We start from the raw sequence: 23,569 nt of genomic DNA, 5'->3' as shown, positions 1-23,569 counted from the left end.
ACGAGTTGTGACGCGACAGCAAGTTTCAGTGGCCAATCAACGTGCGGCAGTTTGCGCACGATTTGGTACAATGCGACGACGAACGTGGCTTTGCCAAGCTTACCCGCCACTGTTCCTACAGAAACGACGTCGTACTACGCTCGTTGTCAAACGGAAAATGGTTGCGTGAGTGAAAAGAGCAATGTCGTAACGTTTACGTTAACCCCAACGCAAGTTGCTCCCGTGATTACAGCTTCGCAAGAGATAGTTTGTACAGGTACAACGGTGAGAATATCAGCCAACTGTCCCGCAGGAAGCCAAACGTTCTGGAACACGGGTGTCACTGCACCAAGTTTTGAGGTAGCTTTCAATAATGTGACGAAGCAAACGTACTGGGCGAAGTGTCTCTTTGAGGGTGGTTGCCAAAGTGCTGAAAGTATTCGCAAGGATATTTATTGGAATGCGTTTGTGGTGACGTTGATAAACATCGGCGAATCAAAATCGGCAGTGAAGCCTGCGAATGATAAGTCGTTGTGGACAAGTCAATTCATCACCCGCGACGGTGGCCCCGAATTGGAGCAAAGTACGCAAGTGAACCCGACGCTATTTTACGTAGAAAACGTCAACAAAATGGCCCCTCGCTACTGGACCATCAACGTAGAAGCCTGCGGATTAAGCACTGACGGTTCATTGACATTTGATATGTTGGCGACGCCAGAAATGGGCGTGATACGTTCGTTCAACACGCACGAAAACAACGCACCGTATTTCATGTACGCCAACCGCGAAGGCTGGACGGAATTGTATGCTCAAAACCACCCTGCCTACGGTTTTTACCAAGACAATGGTGCGGGCGGTAACGTATATGATTCGGGGTTACCCAAAGGCTTGTACAAGTTAGGCATTCGTTACTGGGATCAAAAAGGCTGGGGCAGCATCTATCCCGCAACGCGTCAACCGCAGGGCAATGTGCTGGCGTACCAAGAATATTGGTTCCGTATCCAGTCGAAAGATGGAGTAGGTGTGGGAGCAGCGAGGTCAGCGGATAGTGAAGATGCAAAAAGCAAAGAGGAAGGAGCAAGGGGCGAAGGGCAAGGTTCGGATAACGGAAAACAGCTAACCGATAACGGCACCTTCGCGACTGTTCTCCCCAACCCTGTCACCAGCATTCTTCGCTTGAAAGTGCAAGACAGCAAGGGGCAAACAGTGCAAGCTGCGTTGACGGATGCTTCGGGTCGGGAAGTTTTGCGTCGCCAATTTGTGCCCGAAACCAATACCCACCAAGAAGAGTTTGGGGTGAGTGAGTTGCCGACGGGTATGTATTTCTTGAAGGTTTCGACGGCTGAACAACAGGCTACTTTGAAGGTGGTGAAGGTGGAGTAGGAGTGGAGTTGCCAACAAAGAAAAAGAGCGGGTCGGAGCAGGGGAAACCTTGTCTTTGACCCGCTCTTTTTGGGAATAAAACCGTAGAAAATTCACTTCACGAAGACTCGTTATTTTGGGGGGATTAAAAGCTGTTTATTATTTTTTTTGGGGGGTACTTTTTATTTGCTATTAACTCTCTAAAAATAAAGGAGTTATAAATTGCAACGTTTTTGCAACGCTTGAAATTTGGCGCTTAGGGGGCGCATTAGGTAGTTTTAACTATGCCAATTCCGAAACTATATCGCCAACCTAAGTTTGTGCTACTACTGCTAGTACTTCTGTTTGGAGTGTTGGTAGCGGGGTGTTGGTATGGTTACCAAAAGCAACTGAAAAACTTGGAAAAACAACTCTACGACCTACAACACAAGATGCAACCCCAACACCCTATGATTGATTCACGTTTATTCTCAGCGGTTCCTACACGAACCTTTCAGTACGTGTTAGTTTTACTATTTCTAGCTTGTCTTAGCCAAGCCCAAACGATTCGCTATGTGAAACCAAACGGCACGGGTGATGGCTCTTCGTGGGCCAATGCCTCGGGGGATTTGCAAGCCATGATCAATGCCTCGGGTACTAGCCAAGTATGGGTGGCGGCAGGCACTTACAGACCCACCATGGCTAAATCTGGAAACCCCAGCCCTGAGCCTAGAATAAAGACTTTTGAAATGAAAGCAGGGGTAAAGATTTACGGCAGTTTTAAGGGTGACGAAACTGATCTTTCACAACGCACCTTCACGGTGATGTTGAACAATAAAAGTATCTTGAGCGGTGATTTGAACGGGGATGATGCCACCACGGGCAACGGTGAAAATAGTTACCATGTTATTACTAATAACGATAATGGCTTAACAACCACTAATGCCCTTTTAGATGGTTTTACTATTACGGCAGGTAATGCTAATGGCTTCCCTTATGGAAGTTATGATTACGGCACTGGCGGCGGGATGCAGAATTTTAACTCTTCACCGAGCCTGGTGAATTGCAGCTTCATAGACAATTCTGGAATAGAAGGTGGCGGCGGGATGCTTAACTCTTCCTCCTCACCGAGCCTGGTGAATTGTACTTTCTCCGAAAATCATACCAAGGGTGGTGCCATAGGAGGCGGGATGTATAACTATTCCTCCTCACCGAGTCTTGTAAATTGTAATTTCTTGGGTAATCTGGCTTATAATGGCGGCGGGATGTATAACTATTCCTCCTCACCGAGTCTTGTAAATTGTAGTTTCTTGGGCAATCAGGCCAGTGAAGGTGGTGGTGGAATGTTTAACTACTACAACCCCACACCAAGCCTTGTAAATTGTAGCTTTTCGGGCAATCAGGCCAGTCAAGGTGGTGGAATGTTTAACCAGGACTCCTCACCAAGCCTAAAAAACTGTATCCTGTGGGGTAACAGCAGCGAAGTGGAGAACTCTGGTAGTAATCCTTTTTATACCAAGACCCTCGTCAAAGGCTTGGCCGTGGGGGGCTTTCAAGGCGCCGAAAACCCGCTTTTTGTCAATCAACCCTCCGTAGGACTTGGCACCGCTGGCGATTTGCGCCTGCGGCCTTGCTCGCCCGCTATCAATGCAGGTGACAATGCCGATAACACTACTACCGCCGATTTAGATGGTAACCCCCGTATTTTCGGTGGCACTGTCGATATAGGGGCCTACGAACACCAAAGCTCTCCCGTCACGGGTACACGTTTGTATGTCAATGCCGCCGCTGCGGCCAATGGCGACGGCAGTTCATGGGCTACGGCTTATACTGATTTGCAAACGGCCTTAACTAATGCCCGTCTTTGTTCACAAATCACGGAAATTTGGGTAGCCAAGGGTACCTACAAGCCAGGTACAAGTCGCAACGCTTCTTTTAGAATGAAAGCTGGAGTAAAAATCTACGGCAGCTTTGCGGGCACGGAGACCAACCTTTCCGAGCGGACGGCGGCGGTGATGGCGGCCAACAAAAGCATTTTAAGCGGGGATTTGAATGGGGATGATGCCACTACGGGCAAAGGAGAGAACAGCTACCATGTGATTTTCAATAACAACAACGGTCTAACCACGTCCAATTCACTTTTGGATGGTTTTACCATTACAGGAGGTAATGCTATTGAAACTTTTGGCGGAGGGATGAACAACATATCCTCATCGCCAAGCATTGTAAATTGCAGTTTCTTGGATAATGAGGCTCAAGTAGGTGGCGGTATGTATAATAATTTCTGCTCACCAAGCTTATCGAATTGCAGTTTTTCAAGTAACACGGCTACTTTTGGTGGCGGGATGAACAATTACTCATCCTCTCCAAGTATGATGAATTGTAACTTTTCGGGTAATGAGGCTAATGTAGGTGGCGGTATGTATAATTACTCATCCTCTCCAAGCTTATCGAATTGCAGTTTTTCAAGTAACACGGCTAGTTTTGGTGGCGGTGGGATGGTTAACACCAACACCTCTTCACCGAGCCTTGTGAATTGCAGTTTTATAGACAATTTTGGCGGCCGCGGTGGCGGCGGCGGGATTTCTAATTCCTCCTCTTCACTGAGTCTGATCAATTGCAGTTTCTCGGGAAATAAAAGTATGGGAGTTGGGAGTAGTGGCGGCGGGATTTCTAATTCATCCTCCTCACTGAGCCTTATCAATTGCAGTTTCTTGGGTAATGAATCTAATTCTGGTAGTGCAATGGCTAATTATGGCTTATTATCATCTAATTTTACGAATTGTATCTTCCTCGGTAATAAGGGGGCAGGTGGTGCACTATTTAACTCGACTTGTTCACCGAGCCTCGTAAATTGCAGCTTCTCGGGAAATGAGATAGGGGTGTTTAACATTAGCTCTTCTTCGCCGAGCTTCAAGAACTGTATTCTATGGGGTAACGGCAGCGAAGTGTTTAATGATAACAGTAATCCTACCTATATTACCACCCTCGTCAAAGGCTTGGCCTTGGGGGGCTTTCAGGGCACCGAAGACCCGCTTTATGTCAATCAACCATCGGTAGGGCTTGGGACAACTGGAGATTTACACCTGCGGCCTTGCTCGCCTCTTATCAATGTGGGAACCAATGGTACATTTACAGCCGATGACAAAGACTTGGATGGGAATGTCCGAATCTATCTCTTTGCCTCAGGGGGCAAGGTAGATCTAGGTGCTTATGAGCTTCAATCGTCCCCTCCAAGTATTACTCCTTCTGTCAGTGTGAGCCATCCTACTACTTGTGGAGGGATGGATGGGAGCATCAGTTTGAGCGGATTTTTGAACAGCACCACCTATTCAGTCACATACAAAAAAAATACGAATGCTGTCCCCGCTGCCAACTTCACCTCTAATGAAAGTGGTGTGATTACTCTGACGGGCCTAGGGGCAGGGAGCTACACCGATATTGTGGCTACGTATGGTGCTTGTGTGAGCAATGCGGCCACGGCCACTCTGACCGACCCAGTCAAACCGAGTCTTACGCTGAGCACGATTCCTGCCATTTGTGCAGGAGCGATGTCGTTTAAAGTACCGTACACTAGTCCGATTGGTACGCCTAATAACTATTCGATTTCTGGAACGGGTATTACGTCCATCACCAACGGAGATTTGAGTAGTCCCATCACGGTCAATTTGAACAGCGCGGCTTCAGGAAGTTCGATTTCGTTTACACTCACGGTCAAAAATACCACGACCAACTGCATTTCGGATAACATTACTGGAAATGTAACGGTAAATCCTCTGCCGACGGCCACGATTTCAGGCACGACGACGGTGTGTAGAAATAGTACGCCGTCCAACATCACCTTCACGGGAGCAAATGCAACGGCACCCTACACGTTTACCTACAAAATCAACGATGGTTCAACACAAACGGTAACGACGACAAGTGGCAACAGCGTGACGGTGGCAGTGCCGACGGGAACAGTGGGAGCGTTTGTGTATAGTTTGGTGAGTGTCTCAGAAAGTTCGTCAACGGCTTGTAGTCAAACCCAAACGGGTAGCGCGACGGTGACAGTGAACCCATTGCCGACGGCGGGTATTTCAGGCACGACGACGGTGTGTAGAAATAGTTCTTCGCCCAATATCACCTTCACGGGAGCAAATGCAACGGCGCCATACACCTTCACCTACAAAATCAACGATGGAGCGCCCCAAACGGTGACAACCACGAGTGGAAACAGCGTGACGGTGGCAGCGCCGACGGGCACAGTGGGAGCGTTTGTGTATAGTTTGGTAAGTGTATCGGAAAGTTCGTCAACGGCTTGTAGTCAAACCCAAACGGGCAGCGCAACGGTGACGGTAAATCCTCTGCCAACGGCCACGATTTCAGGCACAACGACGGTATGTCAAAACAGTCCATCGCCTAGCATCACCTTTACGGGAGCAAATGCGACAGCACCCTACACGTTTATCTATAAAATCAATGATGGAGCGCCCCAAACGGTAACGACTACGAGTGGAAACAGCGTGACGGTGGCAGTGCCGACGGGCACAGTGGGAGCGTTTGTGTATAGTTTGATAAGTGTCTCAGAAAGTTCGTCAACGGCTTGTAGTCAAACCCAAACGGGCAGCGCGACGGTGACAGTGAACCCATTGCCGACGGCGGGTATTTCAGGCACGACGACGGTGTGTAGAAATAGTTCTTCGCCCAATATCACCTTCACGGGAGCAAATGCAACAGCACCCTACACGTTTACCTATAAAATCAACGATGGAGCGCCCCAAACGGTGACGACTACGAGTGGGAATAGCGTGACGGTGGCAGTGCCGACGGGAACGGCAGGCACGTTTGTGTATAGTTTGGTAAGTGTCTTAGAAAGTTCCTCAACAGCTTGTAGCCAAGCCCAAAGCGGCAACGCAACGGTGACGGTTCAAAGTAAACCTACCATTACCCTCAGTACGCTGCAACAAACCTTAAATGAAGGTAATTCACAAACTTTCTGCGATACGGATGCCAATCCTGGTAACGGTTTACAGTTTACGGTTTCGGGTTCTTGTGTGGTGGGAAATCCCGTTTGGCGAGTACAAGTGGGCAGTGGCGCATGGAGCAACTGGTCGGCGACAGCCCCCGTTTCCCAATCGTCCAATAACCAACTCCACCGCTACCAAGCGGCTTGTGACGCGACTTGCCCCGTGACATACACGTCACCGATTGAGTTGACGATTAATTACCGCGCTTCAATGCCACAGAACGTGTCGTTGTTGGCCGACGGAGTTTCGGTGAATGCAGGTGAAAGCAAAGAAGTGTGTAATATCGAAGGTAACTCCATTACGTTTAACGCGACGTGTGGTGCTGGAGAAATGCTACTTTATTCGGTGGACGGCGGGGAGTACAGTAGTATTGTACCAACGCAATTGGTGGACAACCAATACCATAACTACCGCGTACGCTGCCGCAAGTCAGATGGAACGCTTTCATGCGTGGAGACAGAGTCGGGCGTGATGAGGTTGCGAATTACGAGTTCGTTGGCGGCTCCCGTGGCGAGTTTGAACGTGACGAGTGGTTGTGGTAGTCCCGTGGCGTTTAGTGGCACAACCAACTGTGGAACGATGACGACGATATGGTACAATGCCTTGACCAATACGGCTTTGCCTACGTTGCCCAATCAAACGCCAACGGAAACGACGTCCTATTATGCACGTTGTCAGGCGAGTGGAGGTTGCGTGAGTGAGAAGAGCAACGTAGTGACCTACACGGTTGTTCCCGTTAATACGGCTCCTATAATCACAGCTTCACAAGAGATTGTTTGTACAGGTACAACGGTGACGATTACGGCCAATTGCCCCGCAGGAAGCACCACGAGCTGGAACACAGGCATCACTACCCCAAGTTTTGAAGTGGCTTTCAGCAACGTAATAAAGCAAACGTACTGGGCAAAATGTATTTTTGCAGGCGGCTGTCAGAGTTCTGAAAGTATTCGTAAAGACATTTATTGGAACGCGTTTGTGGTGACGTTGATAAACATTGGCGAAAGCAAATCCGCCATCAAAACCAACGACCGTTCGGCTTGGACGAGCCAGTTCATCACCCGCGACGGTGGCCCCGAATTGGATCAAAGTACGCAAGTGAATCCGACGTTGTTTTACGTAGAAAACGCCAACAAAATGGCACCTCGCTACTGGACGATACATGCGGATGCGTGCGGCTTGGGCACAAACGGTTCATTGACGTTTGACATGCAGGCGGTCCCCGAAATGGGTGTGATTCGTTCGTTCAACACGCACGAGAACAACGCGCCGTATTTTATGTATGCCAACCGAGAAGGCTGGACGGAGCTATACGCTCAAAATCACCCCGCGTACGGCTTTTATCAAGACAATGGTGCGGGCGGTAACGTATATGATTCAGGGTTACCCAAAGGCTTGTACAAATTGAGTATTCGTTACTGGGATCAAAAAGGCTGGGGCAGCATCTATCCTTCAACGCGCAAGCCGCAAGGAAACGTGCTAGCGTATCAAGAATACTGGTTTAGAATCCAGTCGAAAGATGGAGTAGGCGTAGGAGCAGCGAGGACAGCGGAGAGCGAAGAGGCAAAAAGCAAAGGGCAAGGGGCAAATGGCGAAGGTTCGGATAACGGAAAACAGCTAACGGATAACGGCGCTTTCGCCACCGTTCTCCCCAACCCCGTCACCAACATTCTCCGCTTGAAAGTGCAAGACAGCAAAGGGCAAGTGGTGCAAACGGCGTTGACGGATGCAACAGGTCGGGAAGTTTTGCGTCGCCAATTTGTGCCCGAAACCAATACTCACCAAGAGGAATTTGGGGTCGCGGACTTACAAAACGGAATATATTTCTTGAAGGTGAACAGTGGTAACCAGCAAGTTACCTTGAAAGTGGTGAAGCTCAATTAGAATTTTCTTTGTTTTTAGGGCAAAAGGCCTTGCTTATCGTTTTGATGAGCAGGGCCTTCTTGTTTTTGGAGTACGTGTACAGTTACTATTTTTGGGGAAGTAAATACCCAACAAAATTTTCTTAACTAGGTATCTATCGCGTTATTTTTTGAAGTTGTACAAGTTGACAAGGTATGATAAAGTGTAAATTCGTACATTATTGTTATTTTATTGTTCTTTGTGGGATACATTTGTTGGAAAGCCGCGCACAAGATTTGAGGCATCCCGAAGCTTACATTCAGGCGTATGATTCTGCGTACCGTTATCCTTACCCAAAGCGGTGGGATATGATAGAGTTAATCCATCCAGTATTATTTAGACACCTGGGAACGAAAGAGGGGCTGCTATTTAGAAACAGAATAGAAGAACTCGCGGCGCGCCAGCACAAGGATGAAAAAGGAGTATTGATTGCGCAAATTTCAAAAATGGATTACTTACAGCAAACTTCTAAAGTGCCATTGAGTGAATTTGAAAATTGGTACAAAATGTGCATCAACGAAGCGGATCGTATCGGATTTGAGGAGATTAAGGCGAGTTTTGCATTCTTATATGCTGCCAACCTAACTTTCAACTATCAAAAAGATGTGTTAGCGTTGTATTATTTACATAAATCAGTAGAGTACAGTGAGGCCACAAAACACGTCATTAGCCCTATTCGTCGAGAGATGCTCTTTGTGGGACTGTCGAGAATTTTTTACCAATTTGATGATTTCGCAAGTGCCATCAATTACGGAAAAGAAGTAGAAAAATACAATATAGGGGTTTCGTACAAATTCCTGACATTGGATGTGATAGGTACGTCTTACCTTAAAACCAAAAACTATCAAAATGCGCTGCTTTATTTCAACAAAGGGCTTAAAATGTACCAGAACTTCTTTACCAAAGACCCGTCTAAGATAGGGTGGAAGGGGATTTTGTTGGGGAAAAAAGCCCATGTTTATAAGGCCATTGGACAATTGGATTCTGCCATCTATTATTACAGAATTGGGATAGAAGATACCCGCAAGTATCAATTGCTCGATAATACGTGCGGCTTTGCCATCAACTTGGCCGATATTTACCTCACACAGAAAAAAATCAACGAGGTAGAGCCATTGATTGACTTGGCTCAAGAATCCACTCGAAAACAAGGGAATGAATTTGATAAATTTCAGCTTCATCAACTACTGAGTAGGTATTACACGACCGTGGGTAATTTCCCTCTGGCGATTCAACACAAAGATTCCACGCGTTTCTGGGATGATGTACTCGAAAAAAGAAGGGGGAAAAATGTTCAGATTCAGGCTGATTTACAGCTTGAAACCGAACGGCGGAGAAATGCCGAACGGAGGTTGGTCGAAAATATTCGACAGCAACAAATCAGTAGAATTGTGGCCATCGTCATTGTACTTTTACTGAGTTTGGTGGTGTTTGTGCTCGTACTAAGGCAAAAGCTACTGGTGAAGGTCAAAGAAAAAGAGCTTGAAATTCGTCAGCAGGAGGCGGCAAGGCTCAACCTAATCGAGCAGGAAAAAGCCAAACGCGACTTGATTATCGCCCAAATGAAGCTAGAGGAGTTTACCAACATCATCATTGCCAAAAACAAGCAGATTGAACTTTTAGTGGTCGAAAATACTGAAATTGATAATTCATTTAGTATTCAACAACTGCGCAACAACACGCTCCTTACCGATGAGCAGTGGGATAATTTTAAAATTCTTTTTGATAAAGTTCATGTTGGTTTTTTACATCGATTGCGGGAAAAAATCCCAGGCATATCCCCTGCCGAAGTGCGATGTATGGCGTTGGCCAAATTACGATTAGACAATAAAGAAATGGCTTCCTCGCTGGGAATCTCCGTAAATGCGGTTCGAAATGTGTGGTATCGACTTAAAAAAAAGATTGACCTTCCCGAAGACGCTACGTGGGGGGATATTGTAGATACGATTTGATGGAGTTGTATTTGTCTGAAATACAGTTGGTTATATTTTGTGATGTTTTTGTGATGCTCCCAATTTGGGGAAAATTTGGTAGTACTCTAACCTTGTGGCACAAAATCACTCACTCACGAAAAAAAACTCTACCGTTTTTTGTAACCAACTTATTCGTATGAAAAAAACGCTATCATTTGTTTCTAGTATTGCCGTTTTACTACTATTGATTGGCAGTACCTACGCCCAAACAAAACGGTTTGTCAAACCAACGGCCTCGGGTACGGGCGACGGTTCTTCTTGGACCAATGCCAGTTCAGATTTACAAGCAATGATGAACGCCTCAGGTAACGGCGACCAAGTTTGGGTAGCCAAAGGTACCTACAAGCCTACGTCAGGTACTGACCGTACGGTGTCGTTTGTGATGAAGCCAGGGGTGAAAGTGTACGGAAGTTTTGCAGGAAATGAAACGATACTGACCCAACGTACCACGGCAGTGATAGCCGCTAACCCCTCCGTTTTGAGTGGTGACTTAAAGGGAGATGATGTGGTGACTGGAAAGGGAGAAACGTTGGTGATTTCTAACAATGGCGAGAACTCGCAAAACGTTGTACTCAACTGGGACAATGGTTTGACCGCGGACAACTCATGCCTTGATGGGTTCGTAATCTCGGGAGGGAATGCCCTTCAAGGCAGAGGTGGGGGAATGCTTAATTTTAACTCGGCTCCAGTACTTCGGAATATTATCTTTAAGGGAAATGCTGCAAGTAATGCTGGGGGAGGTTTGTTTATCAACGCGTCGTCAGATGCAACCATCACAAATGTAGTGTTTGAACACAATATAGCCGCGCAAGGTGGAGGGATGATGGATATGGCATCTACTATGCGGATTCAAAATGCAATTTTTGTTGGGAACAAGGCGCGCGAGGGCGGAGGGCTTTATGTGTATGTTTCTAAATTGACGATGGTAGGGGTTGTTTTAGTAGAAAATGATGGGAGTGGAGTGTTCTTTGATGAAAGTACCAATTCTTCCAAAATTACAAATACTATCTTTTTTCGTAACAGTCTAAGAGGTAGCACTTTTGCGGAAGGAATAGATGTCAAAATAGTTCCGACAGGAGGATTTGTGCATATCGAAAATTCACTTTTGCAATTAACCAGTGATTTTTATTCAGGCAAGCCAGTTGTTGTCCAAGATGCTAATAATCTATTTGCTATAGATCCCCTTCTCGCTAATAGTGAAGATTTCGACGGTGGGGATGATACCTACCGAACGGCTGATGATGGTTTACGGCTCTCCCTTTGTTCTCCGTTGATCAATGCTGGTATTGACGTAAGTAATCAAACGACTGATATTCTGGATAACCCCCGAAAAGTAGGTGGTTCAGTAGATATAGGCGCGTATGAAAGGCAAGAAAGTCGGGCACGAACACCGACTGTAAAGGTCATAGATCCAAGCAGCTGTTCTACTAATGATGGAAGTATAATATTGGGCGATTTAGTGTCTGGGGTTGACTATATGTTAAGTTATAAAAGGAATACTGTACACGCAGGCCTTTCCACTGTATATGCAGATGTAAATGGACAAGTGATTCTACCACAATTAAATTCAGGAATCTATACTGAGATTCAGCTAGATAACATGTATTGTTTATCAGATATTGTAAGCGTTACTCTAAAAGATTTACCTAGACCATCAATCACCCTAGGGACGATCCCCGCAGAGGTATGCTATAACGTCCCTTCGTTTGAAATACCATACACATCTACGACAGGATCGCCAGTTACGTATTCTATAACGGGAAAAAATATTGTCACTGTCACCGATGCTCCTCTTCCAGCGTCATCCATTACGGTAATATTCTCTAGGTTGTCGAGCTTACCACAACCACTTGATTTTGTTTTAACCGTTAAAAATGCGAATGGATGCACTTCGGAAGCCATCATCTATCAGGTACAAACCAAAGGATCGCCAGTAGGGACTGTGAATGTAGTTCCACCAGATTGCGTCAATGACGGGAAGATTCAATTAGCATTAAAGTATAATGGCTTAGGAAGAATTAGCTATTCAGTCGGAGGAACCGACTACGGCGTGGGCGGAACGGTGCCAGTACCTTTTTCAGAGAAGAGTGATACCTCAATCTTGGTTATACCTAAGGGAAATATGTTTTCTACAAAATATTATTTCAGGGTAGAATATGATTACTTAAATTGTAGTACATCAAGAACATTGTTAAGAGACTTCCCTACTCTTATCACCAATTGCTGTCCCATCTTACCAACGTTGGAATTACCGCAAACGCTAATATGCGCCAACAGTCCCTTTAGCATGAGTGCAAAAAATATGTCAAGCATGGAGTCATTTGACGTGGCAGGGGTGGATTATGGGGTCAAATTTGTCTATTTTTCTTCTCCGACCAACGATCCTTACACGGGTGGAACGAGCATAGGGAGTGTAGATTTTGCCAATTTGGTCGATGACAAACGAACGGCCACTTTATCCAATACTACCCTTCCTGCGGGCACTTATTACGTATATGCTATTTTATCGACGCTTCCCACTGACAATACGTGCCGCCCTTATGCACAAGGAGTTTTGGTCGTGCATCCTAAACCTTCCATTTCAACCGTGCCTGTCGCTGCCATTTGTGCCACAACTACAACGTTGGAGATTCCGTATAACGCTACTACTAATTCGCCTGTTACGTACTCGTTGGCGGGAGCGGGTATCAATGCGGTGAAAAATGCGCCTTTACCTACTTCGTTTGTGACAGCGGCGGTGAACTCAGGCGGCGGGAATATGATAGCCTACAGTCTGACGGTCGCATCGGCCGTTGGTTGTACTTCCGACGTTGTAAGTGGTAATGTGTCCATTAATCAAACGACGGTGGGGGGCGTAGTAGAAGGTTCGACTGCTTTGTGCGTCGAAACAAAGACAACAAAGCTCAACTTGGTGGGGCAAACAGGTACGATTTTAAAGTGGCAATCGTCCGCCAATGCGTCATTTAGCTCTCCCGTTGATATTGCGGTAACTACTGCTGAGTTTTCACCGAGCACCATCACCCAAACCACTTATTATAGGGCCATGGTACAAAACGGTGTGTGTGCTGCCCAAGCCTCCACAACGGGTGTGGTCACTCTACAGAGTAAACCCACAATTACGCTGTCAACACTTCAACAAACAATCAACGAGGGTAACAGTCAGACATTCTGCGATATAGATACCAATCCTGTGAATAGTTTGCAGTTTGCAGTGACGACGAGTTGTGTGGTGGGCAGTCCCGTGTGGCGCGTACAAGCGGGTAGCGGTGCATGGAGTAATTGGACAACCAGTCAACCAGTTACCCAGTCCTCCAATAACCAACTTCACCGCTACCAAGCGGCTTGTGATGCCAATTGCGCTTCGACTTATTCGGGCGTGATAGAATTGACGATTAATAACCGCGCCTCAACGCCGCAAAACGTGTCACTGTTGGTGGACGGGGTGACGGTAGCCGTGGGTGAGACGAAGGAAGTGTGTAGTTTGGTGAATATGCCTCTTACATTTAACGCCAATTGTGCCACGGGCGAAGCGATACTTTATTCCGTTGATGGTGGGGAGTACAGTGCGGGCGTACCTGTAGGTTTGGTGGATAACCAGTATCATAATTACCGCGTGCGGTGCCGCAAATCGGACGGAACGCCTTCGTGTGTGGAATCTGAGTCGGGGGTAATGCGTTTAAAATTGGTAGTCATTCCTTCGGCACCGACGGTATCATTGTCATCAACAAGCAGTTGTAACCCATCGGCGAGTTTCAGCGGACAATCGTCTTGCGGCAGTTTGCGCACGATTTGGTACAATGCGACCACGAACGTGGCTTTGCCAAGTCTTCCCGCCACCGTACCAAGCCAAACGACGTCGTACTACGCTCGTTGTCAGACGGAAAATGGGTGCGTGAGTGAAAAAAGCAACGTAGTGACATTTACTTTAACCCCAACGCAAGTCGCTCCCGTGATTACGGCAAGCCAAGAGATTGTGTGTACGGGCACAACGGTGACGATTACGGCCAATTGCCCCGCAGGAAGCACCACGAGCTGGAACACAGGCATCACTACCCCAAGTTTTGAGGTTGCTTTCAACAACGTGACGAAGCAAACGTACTGGGCGAAATGTCTATTTGAAGGCGGTTGCCAAAGTTCGGAAAGTGTCCGTAAAGACATTTATTGGAATGCGTTTGTGGTGACGTTGATCAACATTGGCGAAAGTAAATCCGCCATCAAAACCAACGATCGTTCGGCTTGGAGTAGCCAGTTCATCACGCGCGACGGTGGTCCCGAATTGGATCAAAGTACGCAAGTGAACCCGACGTTATTTTACGTGGAAAACGCCAACAAAATGGCGCCTCGCTACTGGACGATACATGCGGATGCGTGCGGCTTGGGCACAAACGGTTCATTGACGTTTGACATGCAAGCCGTTCCCGAAATGGGTGTGATTCGTTCGTTCAACACGCACGAGAACAACGCGCCGTATTTCATGTACGCCAATCGCGAAGGCTGGACGGAGCTATACGCTCAAAATCACCCTGCGTATGGTTTTTACCAAGACAATGGGGCGGGTGGTAACGTATATGATTCAGGGTTACCCAAAGGCTTGTACAAATTGAGTATTCGTTATTGGGACATGAAGGGCTGGGGCAGCATTTATCCCTCAACGCGCAAGCCACAAGGCAACGTGTTGGCCTATCAAGAGTATTGGTTTAGAATCCAATCGAAAGACGGAATAGGGGTAGGAGCAGCGCGGACAGCGGAGAGCGAAGAGGCAAAAAGCAAAGGGCAAGGGGCAAATGGCGAAGGGCAAGAGGCAAAAAGCAAGGGGCAAGGGGCAAGGGGCGAAGAGCAAGGGTCGGATAACGGAAAACAGCTAACAGATAACGAGCTTTTCGCGACCGTTCTCCCCAACCCCGTCACCAGCATTCTGCGTCTGAAGGTGCAAGAGAGCAAAGGGCAAGTGGTGCAAACGGCATTGACGGATGCAACAGGTCGGGAAGTTTTGCAGCGTAATTTTGTACCCGAAACCAATACCCACCAAGAGGAATTTGGCGTGAGTGAATTGCCGACGGGAATGTATTTCTTGAAGGTGACGACCGCCGACCAGCAGGCGACGCTGAAGGTAGTGAAGGTGCAGCTGTAAGTCATATTTAACGGAGTAAAATAAGGGGTTGCTTGAATGGCTGTTACATTCAGGCAACCCTTTCTTGTGAAAACAAAAGCAAAAAATATACCTTTTTAGAAGAAAAAAACAAAAAGGCAAAAAAAACAATTTTAGGTTAAAAATAAATTTTGTCGTTATTTGTGTTTCTATTTTACCCGAATGCGCTATTTGCTCTATTTTGACTGTTATGAACTTTAAACTAATTGTTGTCTGCTTTATATGTATAGGTTATCAACAATTGTTTGCGCAAAAAGCAATTACAATTAACGACAGCGTGTCTTCACTTCCCCTGAGCCAATTTGCGGAAGTGTTTCGCGACCCTACCCAAAAAATGGGTTTTGCGGAAGTGCAAAAGCAGGAATTTATGCCTGTTAACGCACCAGCGTTTCAGTATGCTTTTTCTAAAGATGTGTTTTGGTTTAAGGTTCAAATAGATAATCAGAGCCGTTTGAACCAAAACAATTGGTACATGGTCTGGAGCGACGGGCTCAAAGACCACGTAGATTGGTACGCGCCACAACCCGACGGAAGTGTCCAAATCCAATACGGTGGAATGCTTACGCCGCACGCCCAGAAAAAATACCAAGGGCAATTGCCCGTTTTTAAACTTGGGCTACTGCCTAAAAATCAGAAGATTACGTATTATGTTCGCTTGCAGGCGGACGAGAGTGTTGTAGGGCAACTCACGTTGATGACCCACCAAGTGTATATCGATCAGGTGTCAACGAGCCTGGCTCCGATTTGGATGGAGATTGGGATTCAGTTGCTGAGGGTGCTTTACAACATCATTTTGGCGTTGTACATTCGCAACACTTCTTTTCGTTGGTATGCCTTTCATACGGTCATAGTTACGTTGTCGGTCTTGGGTTCAATAGGCTTGATTGGGGCCTATTTTAGCGATATTCCGTGGTTGGCCAAAGTTCTCAATTCGGGCTTTTACCAGCTTATGCCCGCCACTTATACGCTCTTTATGTACTCATTGCTCCAAGTTCCGTTGCACTTTCCTAAGCTGAAATGGGTGTTTCTGGGCGTGGTATTTCTGAGTGTGGGGCAGGTATTGGCTGTGTTGTGGTGGCCACGCACACATTTGCTCGAATTCAACAATTACCTGTTCCTTTTTACGGAAGCCCTCTTGATTTCAACGACCTTGTATGCGATTATCAAACAGGTGGTTTTCAACCGATACTTACTGATTCCATGCTTTATTACGTTGGTGCCTTTTCTATTTCTGAACCTTCAAGCACTGGGAGTTATTAATTTTTCGTGGACGTACCCGCTCATTTATTTTACCAATTTTATCGAAATCGTCGCTTTGTCTTTAGTATTGGGAAAAATTATTGATGTTACTGAAAAAGAGAAAGTTATAACAGAAAAGGCGTTGTTGACTGAAAAACTAGAGGCCGAAAAATTGCAAGAGCTAGACGTGCTCAAAACGCGATTTTTTACCAACGTTTCCCATGAATTTCGGACACCTTTGACGTTGTTGGTGGGGCCTTTGGCAGATTTACGCAAAAAATTCCCCAATGAAGACCTCGTGCTGGTGATGCAACGGAACGTCAACCGACTTCAGGCGCTAATCAATCAGTTGTTGGATTTGTCAAAATTTGATGCGGGGGAATTAAAAGTAGAAATTGAAGAAGGGAATATTTCTCGGTTTTTTTCGTATATTTTTGGTTCATTTGAAACGTTAGCGCAGAATAAAAACCTGCATTTTAATGTCCACCAAAACTACCGCAGCCTAGCCGCAAAATTCGATGCCGACAAGTTGGAAAAAATTACGACTAATTTACTATCCAATGCCTTTAAATTCACACCAACCAACGGAAGGGTAGAGGTGAATATAGAATATACGCCTAAAGACACTACGATAGACGTCGTATTGACGGTTTCTGATAACGGTATTGGGATTGATAGCCAGCGGCTACCGCGTATTTTTGACCGCTTTTACCAAGTCGATGATACCTCGCACCGCAACTATGAAGGAACAGGAATCGGGCTGGCTTTGGTTAAAGAATTGGTCGAAATACTAAAAGGGAAGATTTCGGTGGAAAGTGAGGTAAACAAAGGCACTACTTTTCGGGTAGCATTTACTTTGGCGGCTTCACAACAAAAAAATGGTTCGACGGAGCCGATTTTTGAAACCACCCATACCGAAATGGCCATTTCGATGTTGTTGCCTGAGGAGGGAGTGTACGACCAAAATCTTGCCCCAACGGATGAGCAGCCTGTGTTACTGATCGTGGAAGATAACCCTGATTTGCGACTTTATTTGCGCAAAATTTTTGAGACGCAGTACCAAGTCATGGAGGCTAACGACGGCCAACAAGGCGTGGAAATGGCTTTGCAAATAGTCCCCGACATGGTGATAACGGATTTGATGATGCCGCGCCTCGATGGATTTGGAGTGTGTGAACGTCTAAAAACCGACGTACGGACGAGCCATATTCCCGTGGTACTACTCACCGCCAAAGCCACCTTGACCGACCGCTTGGAGGGGCTAGGTTTAGGGGCTGACGAGTATTTACAAAAGCCATTTAATAAAGAAGAATTGTTGATTCGGGTCAAAAACTTACTTCAGCAGCGTAACCTGCTCAGGGAGAAATTTAGCCTGCGTTCGGCGGTATTACCGAGCGCACCTGCGGTGGGGAACGAGGTGTCGCAGCAGTTGGACAACCAGTTTATTGAGCGGATACGGTCGGTTATCGAGGCGCATTTGAGCGAAAGTAACTTCGACGTCGAAGGACTTTGTAAAGAATTGAAAATAAGTCGTACCAATTTACACCGTAAACTGAAAGCCCTGACGGGCACTTCCGCGACGGAATTTATCCGCAAAATACGACTGCAACGGGCTGCCCTGTTGGCGCAAAAAGAAACCATGACGGTTTCAGAAATCGCCTACCAAGTAGGGTTTGAAAGCTTGTCCTACTTCTCCAAATCGTTCCAAGAAGAGTTTGGAATGCTTCCTTCAGAATATGGACGCCTTGTTGAGTAGGTTAGATTTTATATTTTTTCAAAAAGTTGCTATTTTGGGGGGATAACTCAGGACGATGAAATTCTTTATCCGTATAATAATTGTACTCCTTCTTCCAACTCACTTGCAAGCGCAAGGGTGGCAACCGATAGGGTTATCCGAAGGGCTGTCGCAAGGAATGGTGTATGATTTGGCACAAGACCAACGTGGGTTTATGTGGATAGCAACCAAAGATGGCTTGAATCGCTACGATGGCTATAATTTTAAGGTTTTTACCCACGACCCCTACAATCCGTACAGTATTTCGAGCAATACCTGCACGGCCTTGCTTTACGACAGCCACGATAGACTCTGGATTGGCACAGAAAAAGACGGCTTAAACTTATTCGATCCTGTGTATCAGCGCTTTTATCGGATTAGTATTGCCTCGCCAAACCAACCTAGCACGGGAAATTATAACATTGTTCAACTCGAAGAAGACATCCAAGGTAATATTTGGATAATGACCGACCAACCCACCGTTCATTTTAAAATAAACATTCCCCCTCGTTTTACGGTCAACGAACAAGCCACGAAGCAACTCAACATTAGTTCGTTGGATCCTTCTTATTTTCCGCCTATTTCTCGACATCAACACTCAGGATTACACGGGGCTTGGGGGCAAAATTTGTGCGGTTTTTTGGATAAATGGCTTGGCAATAAATCACGAAACCGAGATTTTTACATTCTGCCCGACCACCAAAAAAACTATTGGGTGATGCTAGACCACGAGCTTATTTGTTGGCGAAATGGCATCAAAAAAACAATCCACGTAGCAGAAGGAGATTATAAAAAAATAGGACACTTGAAAGATGGCACCATTGCTATTTGTAACCAAAATTTCCTTTGGTTGATGAAGCCCGAAGAGCTGCTCCAGCAAGATAGTTTGACGGCAAAAAATAAGTACTCGACCGTGCCAGACCAAAAACGCGTCAATACCATTCGCATGGATAATTTGGGAAATATCTGGCTAGGAACTAGGGGGTACGGACTGTATAAATTCAACCCAAGAATCAAGCAATTCAAAGCTTATTTGCCCGATTTTTCTCCTTCCTATTTGCTGCAAGATAGTCAAAAGCGTATTTATTTTCACGGAAATGCTAAACCTGCTTACCAATATTACCAACTCGAAAGCCCTACTTCATTCAAGCCTTTTTCTCCAGACGTTGCTGCTGCTCGCTACAGCCACGACTTCTTGTATCAGGACCGAAAACAACAATTTTGGCTCATGGCCAGGGAAGATTCTTCCCGTTATCTTTTTCAACTGTCCAATGAACGAAAGCTTCTTGCTCGCTACCCTTTACCCATGCCCTATACCGACAGACACCTGAGTGTTAGGATGTTGGAAGATAAAAAGGGTCGCCTTTGGCTGGGGTTAGTTGATGGGGTTTTACTGCGGTTTGACCCCCTTGCAGGGCAGTTTAAAAAATTCAGTTATCAATCGCTACTGCCACAACAAGGCTCGACCATTGAAGTACTTTACATGTACGAAGACACCCCCGATGTGTATTGGATTTGTACCCAAAAAGGACTTATCAAAGTCGAAAATATCCTAGAAAACCCCCGATTTAGTCTCTTCAAAAACAATGCTGATGACCGAAATAGCCTAAGCAACGACGTGGTTTCGGGTTGTGTCAATGACCCAATTCAACCCACTAACTACCTCTGGGTGAGCACCAAAGGCGGTGGGCTTGAGCGCCTCAATAAAGCAACGAATCAGTTTGAGCATTTTACCGAAAAACGAGGACTCCCCAATAAGGTGGTCTATGGTGTATTGGTAGGCGATGATAAAAATTTATGGATGGGAACCAATCGGGGTTTGGCTCAGCTTAATCCTAAAACGCTGATTTTTAGTAATTTTAATAAGTCAGATGGTTTGCAAGACGATGAGTTTAATACCAATTCCTATTTTAAAGGAGCTTCGGGCGAGTTGTTATTTGGCGGTATCAATGGTTTCAATGTATTCAGGGCTTCCAACATCGCAAGGGCCGCTTCTAAGGCCGAAGTACGGCTTTTGAGCCTAAAAATCAACAATCAACTCATTGAGGTTGGGGACGAAACGCAGCTTCTCAGCGAAGCCATTGAATACCTGCCTTCACTGGAGTTGGCACACCATCAAAATCAACTGGCCATCGAATTTGGCGTCATGGATTTTACCAACCCCGTAAAAAACCGTTTCCGTTACCAACTAGAGGGAATTGACAAAGACTGGGTGGAAGCAGGAACGACGCATGTTGCCAATTTTGCCCAGCTTCCCAGTGGTAGTTATACGTTAAAAGTCATGGGTACGACCGACGGTGAAAATTGGACAAAACCCATCGCTTTGGCGATTCAAATAAATCCTCCCTTTTATCGAACGTGGTGGGCTTATTTACTCTACTTAACCATTGTTGCTTATCTAGCTTATCGTTGGAATCAAAACCAGCTCAACCGAGTTCGTTTGCAGGAGCAATTGAGTTTCAAAGAAATTGAAGCAGGTCGGATGTCGGAACTTGATGCGTTGAAAACCAATTTCTTTGCCAATATCTCCCACGAGTTCCGTACGCCACTTACCTTGATTTTGGGACCCGTTGAGCAACTTTTGAAAGACCATCCCAGCGACAGTCGCCTTCCGTTGGTTCGCCGTCACGCCCAGCGCCTTCTCGAACTGATCAATCAATTGCTTGACATCAGCAAGCTAGAAGCGGGGCAAATGCTCCCTGAACTTACGCATCTGGAGGTTGTTCGGTATTTGCGGACGCTGACGAGCTCGTTTACTTCCTTGGCCGAAAGCCGACAGATTACCTTTGTGGTAACTCAAAATCAGGATGAAGCGTGGGGATATTTAGACACGGATAAAACAGAAAAAATCATTACTAATCTCCTTTCCAATGCCTTCAAGTTTACCGAAACAGGAGGAATTGTAAAGGTTGATGTACAATACACCTCTCCCGTTGAAGGACAGGGGGTTATCATTGCCATTTCAGATACGGGTATTGGGATTAAACCCGAAAAACTCCCCCAAATTTTCAACCGTTTTTACCAAGTAGAATCCGACCAAAAGCGGAGCTATGAGGGGACAGGTATTGGGTTAGCTTTGGTCAAAGAGCTCGTTGAAGTCATGAAAGGTTCTATTCAGGTAGAAAGCAAAGTAGGAGTAGGAAGCCAGTTTGTTGTTCGATTGCCTATCGACGAATTGACGTGGAAATCGCACCCAAAAATTCCTGAAAAGGTGTTCGGACCAAAGAAGGTGCAACTGGAGCCGCATCCGATTTGGGTACCAACACCCGTAGAGGCGACCTCCAACGAAAACGTATTGTTATTGATTGACGATAATGCCGACATCAGGTCTTACATTCGAGGGTTGTTCGAGCCCGATTATCGAATTATTGAAGCCCAAGATGGAGAAGAGGGGCTAGTGCAGGCAATGGCCCACATTCCCAATATCATCATTAGCGATTTGATGATGCCCCGCATGGACGGTTTTGAGTTTTGTCGGCAGTTGAAGAGCAACGAAAAGACCAGCCACATTCCTGTCATTATGCTCACTGCCAAAGCCAACGTCGAAAGTCGAATTGAGGGCTTTCAACTAGGAGCCGATGATTATTTGGTGAAGCCTTTTCATACCGACGAAATCAGGGTTCGGGTCAAAAATTTATTGGAGAAACAAGACAAGCTACGGGCTTATTTCAGTGGCAAGCAAAAAGTAGCAAAATCCGAAACGGCTGTCATTAATCCATTGGATATTGCTTTTGTAGAAAAAGCTAAAAAAATTGTAGAACAGCATCTCGGCAGCAGTACCTTCAACGCCGAGCAGTTTAGTAGTGCCATGAACCTCAGCCAATCGCAATTGCTCCGAAAGCTGAAGGCGCTTACCAACTTTACCATTGTCGAATTTATTCGCCACCACCGTTTGCAGCGCGCGGCCGAAATGCTTCTCCAGCGTAACCGCCCCGTTTCGGAAATCGCGCTGGAGGTGGGCTTTGAGAACATGTCGTATTTTGCCAAAGTTTTTCAAGATGAATTTGGAGTGTTGCCTTCCGATTATCAGGAGTAACTTCATCGAATAAAATGTACCAATTCATAGAAGTAAAGTATCAAAAAGCCCCAAAATGGGGCTTTTTTTATGCAAATGCTGAAAAAATGGTAGTAGATGCTGAATATGAGTTACCCCAAAAGTGCCCTTACCAAGCATTTTTGTGGAGGCACTCAACCCAACTTTACTTTAGCATGAAACAGCTCTTTTACCTTTTTCTCTTATCGTTTGTGAATGGACTTTCCGTCTCCTCAACTTGGGCCACTACATACAACTGGGATGGTGACATCGCCTTAGCAAGCATTCATACAGGTGTAGTGTTATACAACAATGTACCCGTGGGCACCCCTTTCATCACCCGTTGGGATTTATCAAAGCCAGGCTCAAGCGCTAACCAACTAAGCATAGATGTCGCTACTGCTGGCACCGTGAGCTATACGTGGACGACTGTTCCTGCAGGTACGAGTGGTTCGGGAACATTCAGCGGAACCACCTTGGCCATTCCAGATTTACCCACGAATGCGGTGATTGATTTGAGTATTGACCCCACCAACTTTCAACAAATACATATCAATAATGGAGGAGACCGTCAGCGTTTAATACAAATCAAACAATGGGGCGATGTGGCATGGACGAGTATGTACAGAGCCTTTCATGGGTGTAGTAACATGACTCTAACCGCCACTGATGTGCCAAATTTAATAGGAGTGACCAATATGAGTTCTATGTTTTACGGTTGTACTACCTTTAACCAAGCACTTCCCGAAGGTTTCAATACGTCATCTGTGGTAGATATGAGTTACCTGTTTTTCGGCTGTAGTGCATTTAACCAAGCATTACCAAGCACCTTCAACACATCGTCAGTCACGAATATGAGTGCTATGTTCTATGGCTGCACGTTGTTTAATCAAACTTTGCCAACTAGCTTCAATACTTCAAGTGTCACAAATATGTTTAGCATGTTTACAGGTTGTTCTTCATTCAATCAAGCATTGCCAAACACCTTCAACACATCGTCAGTGACCAATATGAATAGTATGTTTTACGGTTGTAGTTCCTACAACAAAGCATTGCCAAGTGCCTTCAACACGTCGTCAGTAACGAATATGAGTGCCATGTTTACAGGTTGTTCTTCATTCAATCAAGCATTGCCAAACACCTTCAACACATCGTCAGTGACCAATATGAATA

Annotated in this window: 7 protein-coding genes; all 7 read left to right on the top strand. The window is 45.9% G+C overall.

From position 1 onward, the window contains the following. Nucleotides 1-1,362 (top strand): T9SS type A sorting domain-containing protein (locus AC23N5_RS15665; protein ID WP_487756314.1); only part of this gene is annotated, 1,362 nt, incomplete at its 5' end. 263 nt (nt 1,363-1,625) lie between these two features. Next, nucleotides 1,626-8,210, top strand: coding sequence for a choice-of-anchor Q domain-containing protein (locus AC23N5_RS15660; RefSeq protein WP_487756313.1), 6,585 nt, complete (start codon nt 1,626-1,628; stop codon nt 8,208-8,210). A gap of 326 nt (nt 8,211-8,536) precedes the next feature. Then, the gene (locus AC23N5_RS15655; RefSeq protein ID WP_487756312.1) at nt 8,537-10,180 is read left to right on the top strand and encodes a helix-turn-helix transcriptional regulator; all 1,644 of its coding nucleotides are present in this window, start codon (nt 8,537-8,539) and stop codon (nt 10,178-10,180) included. 157 nt (nt 10,181-10,337) lie between these two features. Next, on the top strand, nt 10,338-15,332 hold the full coding sequence (locus tag AC23N5_RS15650; RefSeq protein WP_487756311.1) for a T9SS type A sorting domain-containing protein: 4,995 nt from the start codon (nt 10,338-10,340) through the stop codon (nt 15,330-15,332). A gap of 295 nt (nt 15,333-15,627) precedes the next feature. Beyond that, nucleotides 15,628-18,345: an ATP-binding protein gene (locus AC23N5_RS15645; protein ID WP_487756310.1), complete on the top strand. Its 2,718-nt coding sequence runs from the start codon at nt 15,628-15,630 to the stop codon at nt 18,343-18,345. A gap of 55 nt (nt 18,346-18,400) precedes the next feature. Further along, entirely contained in the window at nt 18,401-22,399 is a 3,999-nt protein-coding gene (locus AC23N5_RS15640) for a hybrid sensor histidine kinase/response regulator transcription factor (RefSeq protein WP_487756309.1), read from the top strand. Nucleotides 22,400-22,572: 173 nt separating this feature from the next. Beyond that, the coding region (locus tag AC23N5_RS15635; RefSeq protein ID WP_487756308.1) for a BspA family leucine-rich repeat surface protein at nt 22,573-23,569 on the top strand (997 nt) is incomplete at its 3' end.

The sequence above is a fragment of the Runella sp. R5_40 genome, from assembly GCF_057652295.1.
Note: the sequence above shows the minus strand (reverse complement) of the source record. Positions and strands in the feature narration are given on the sequence as shown.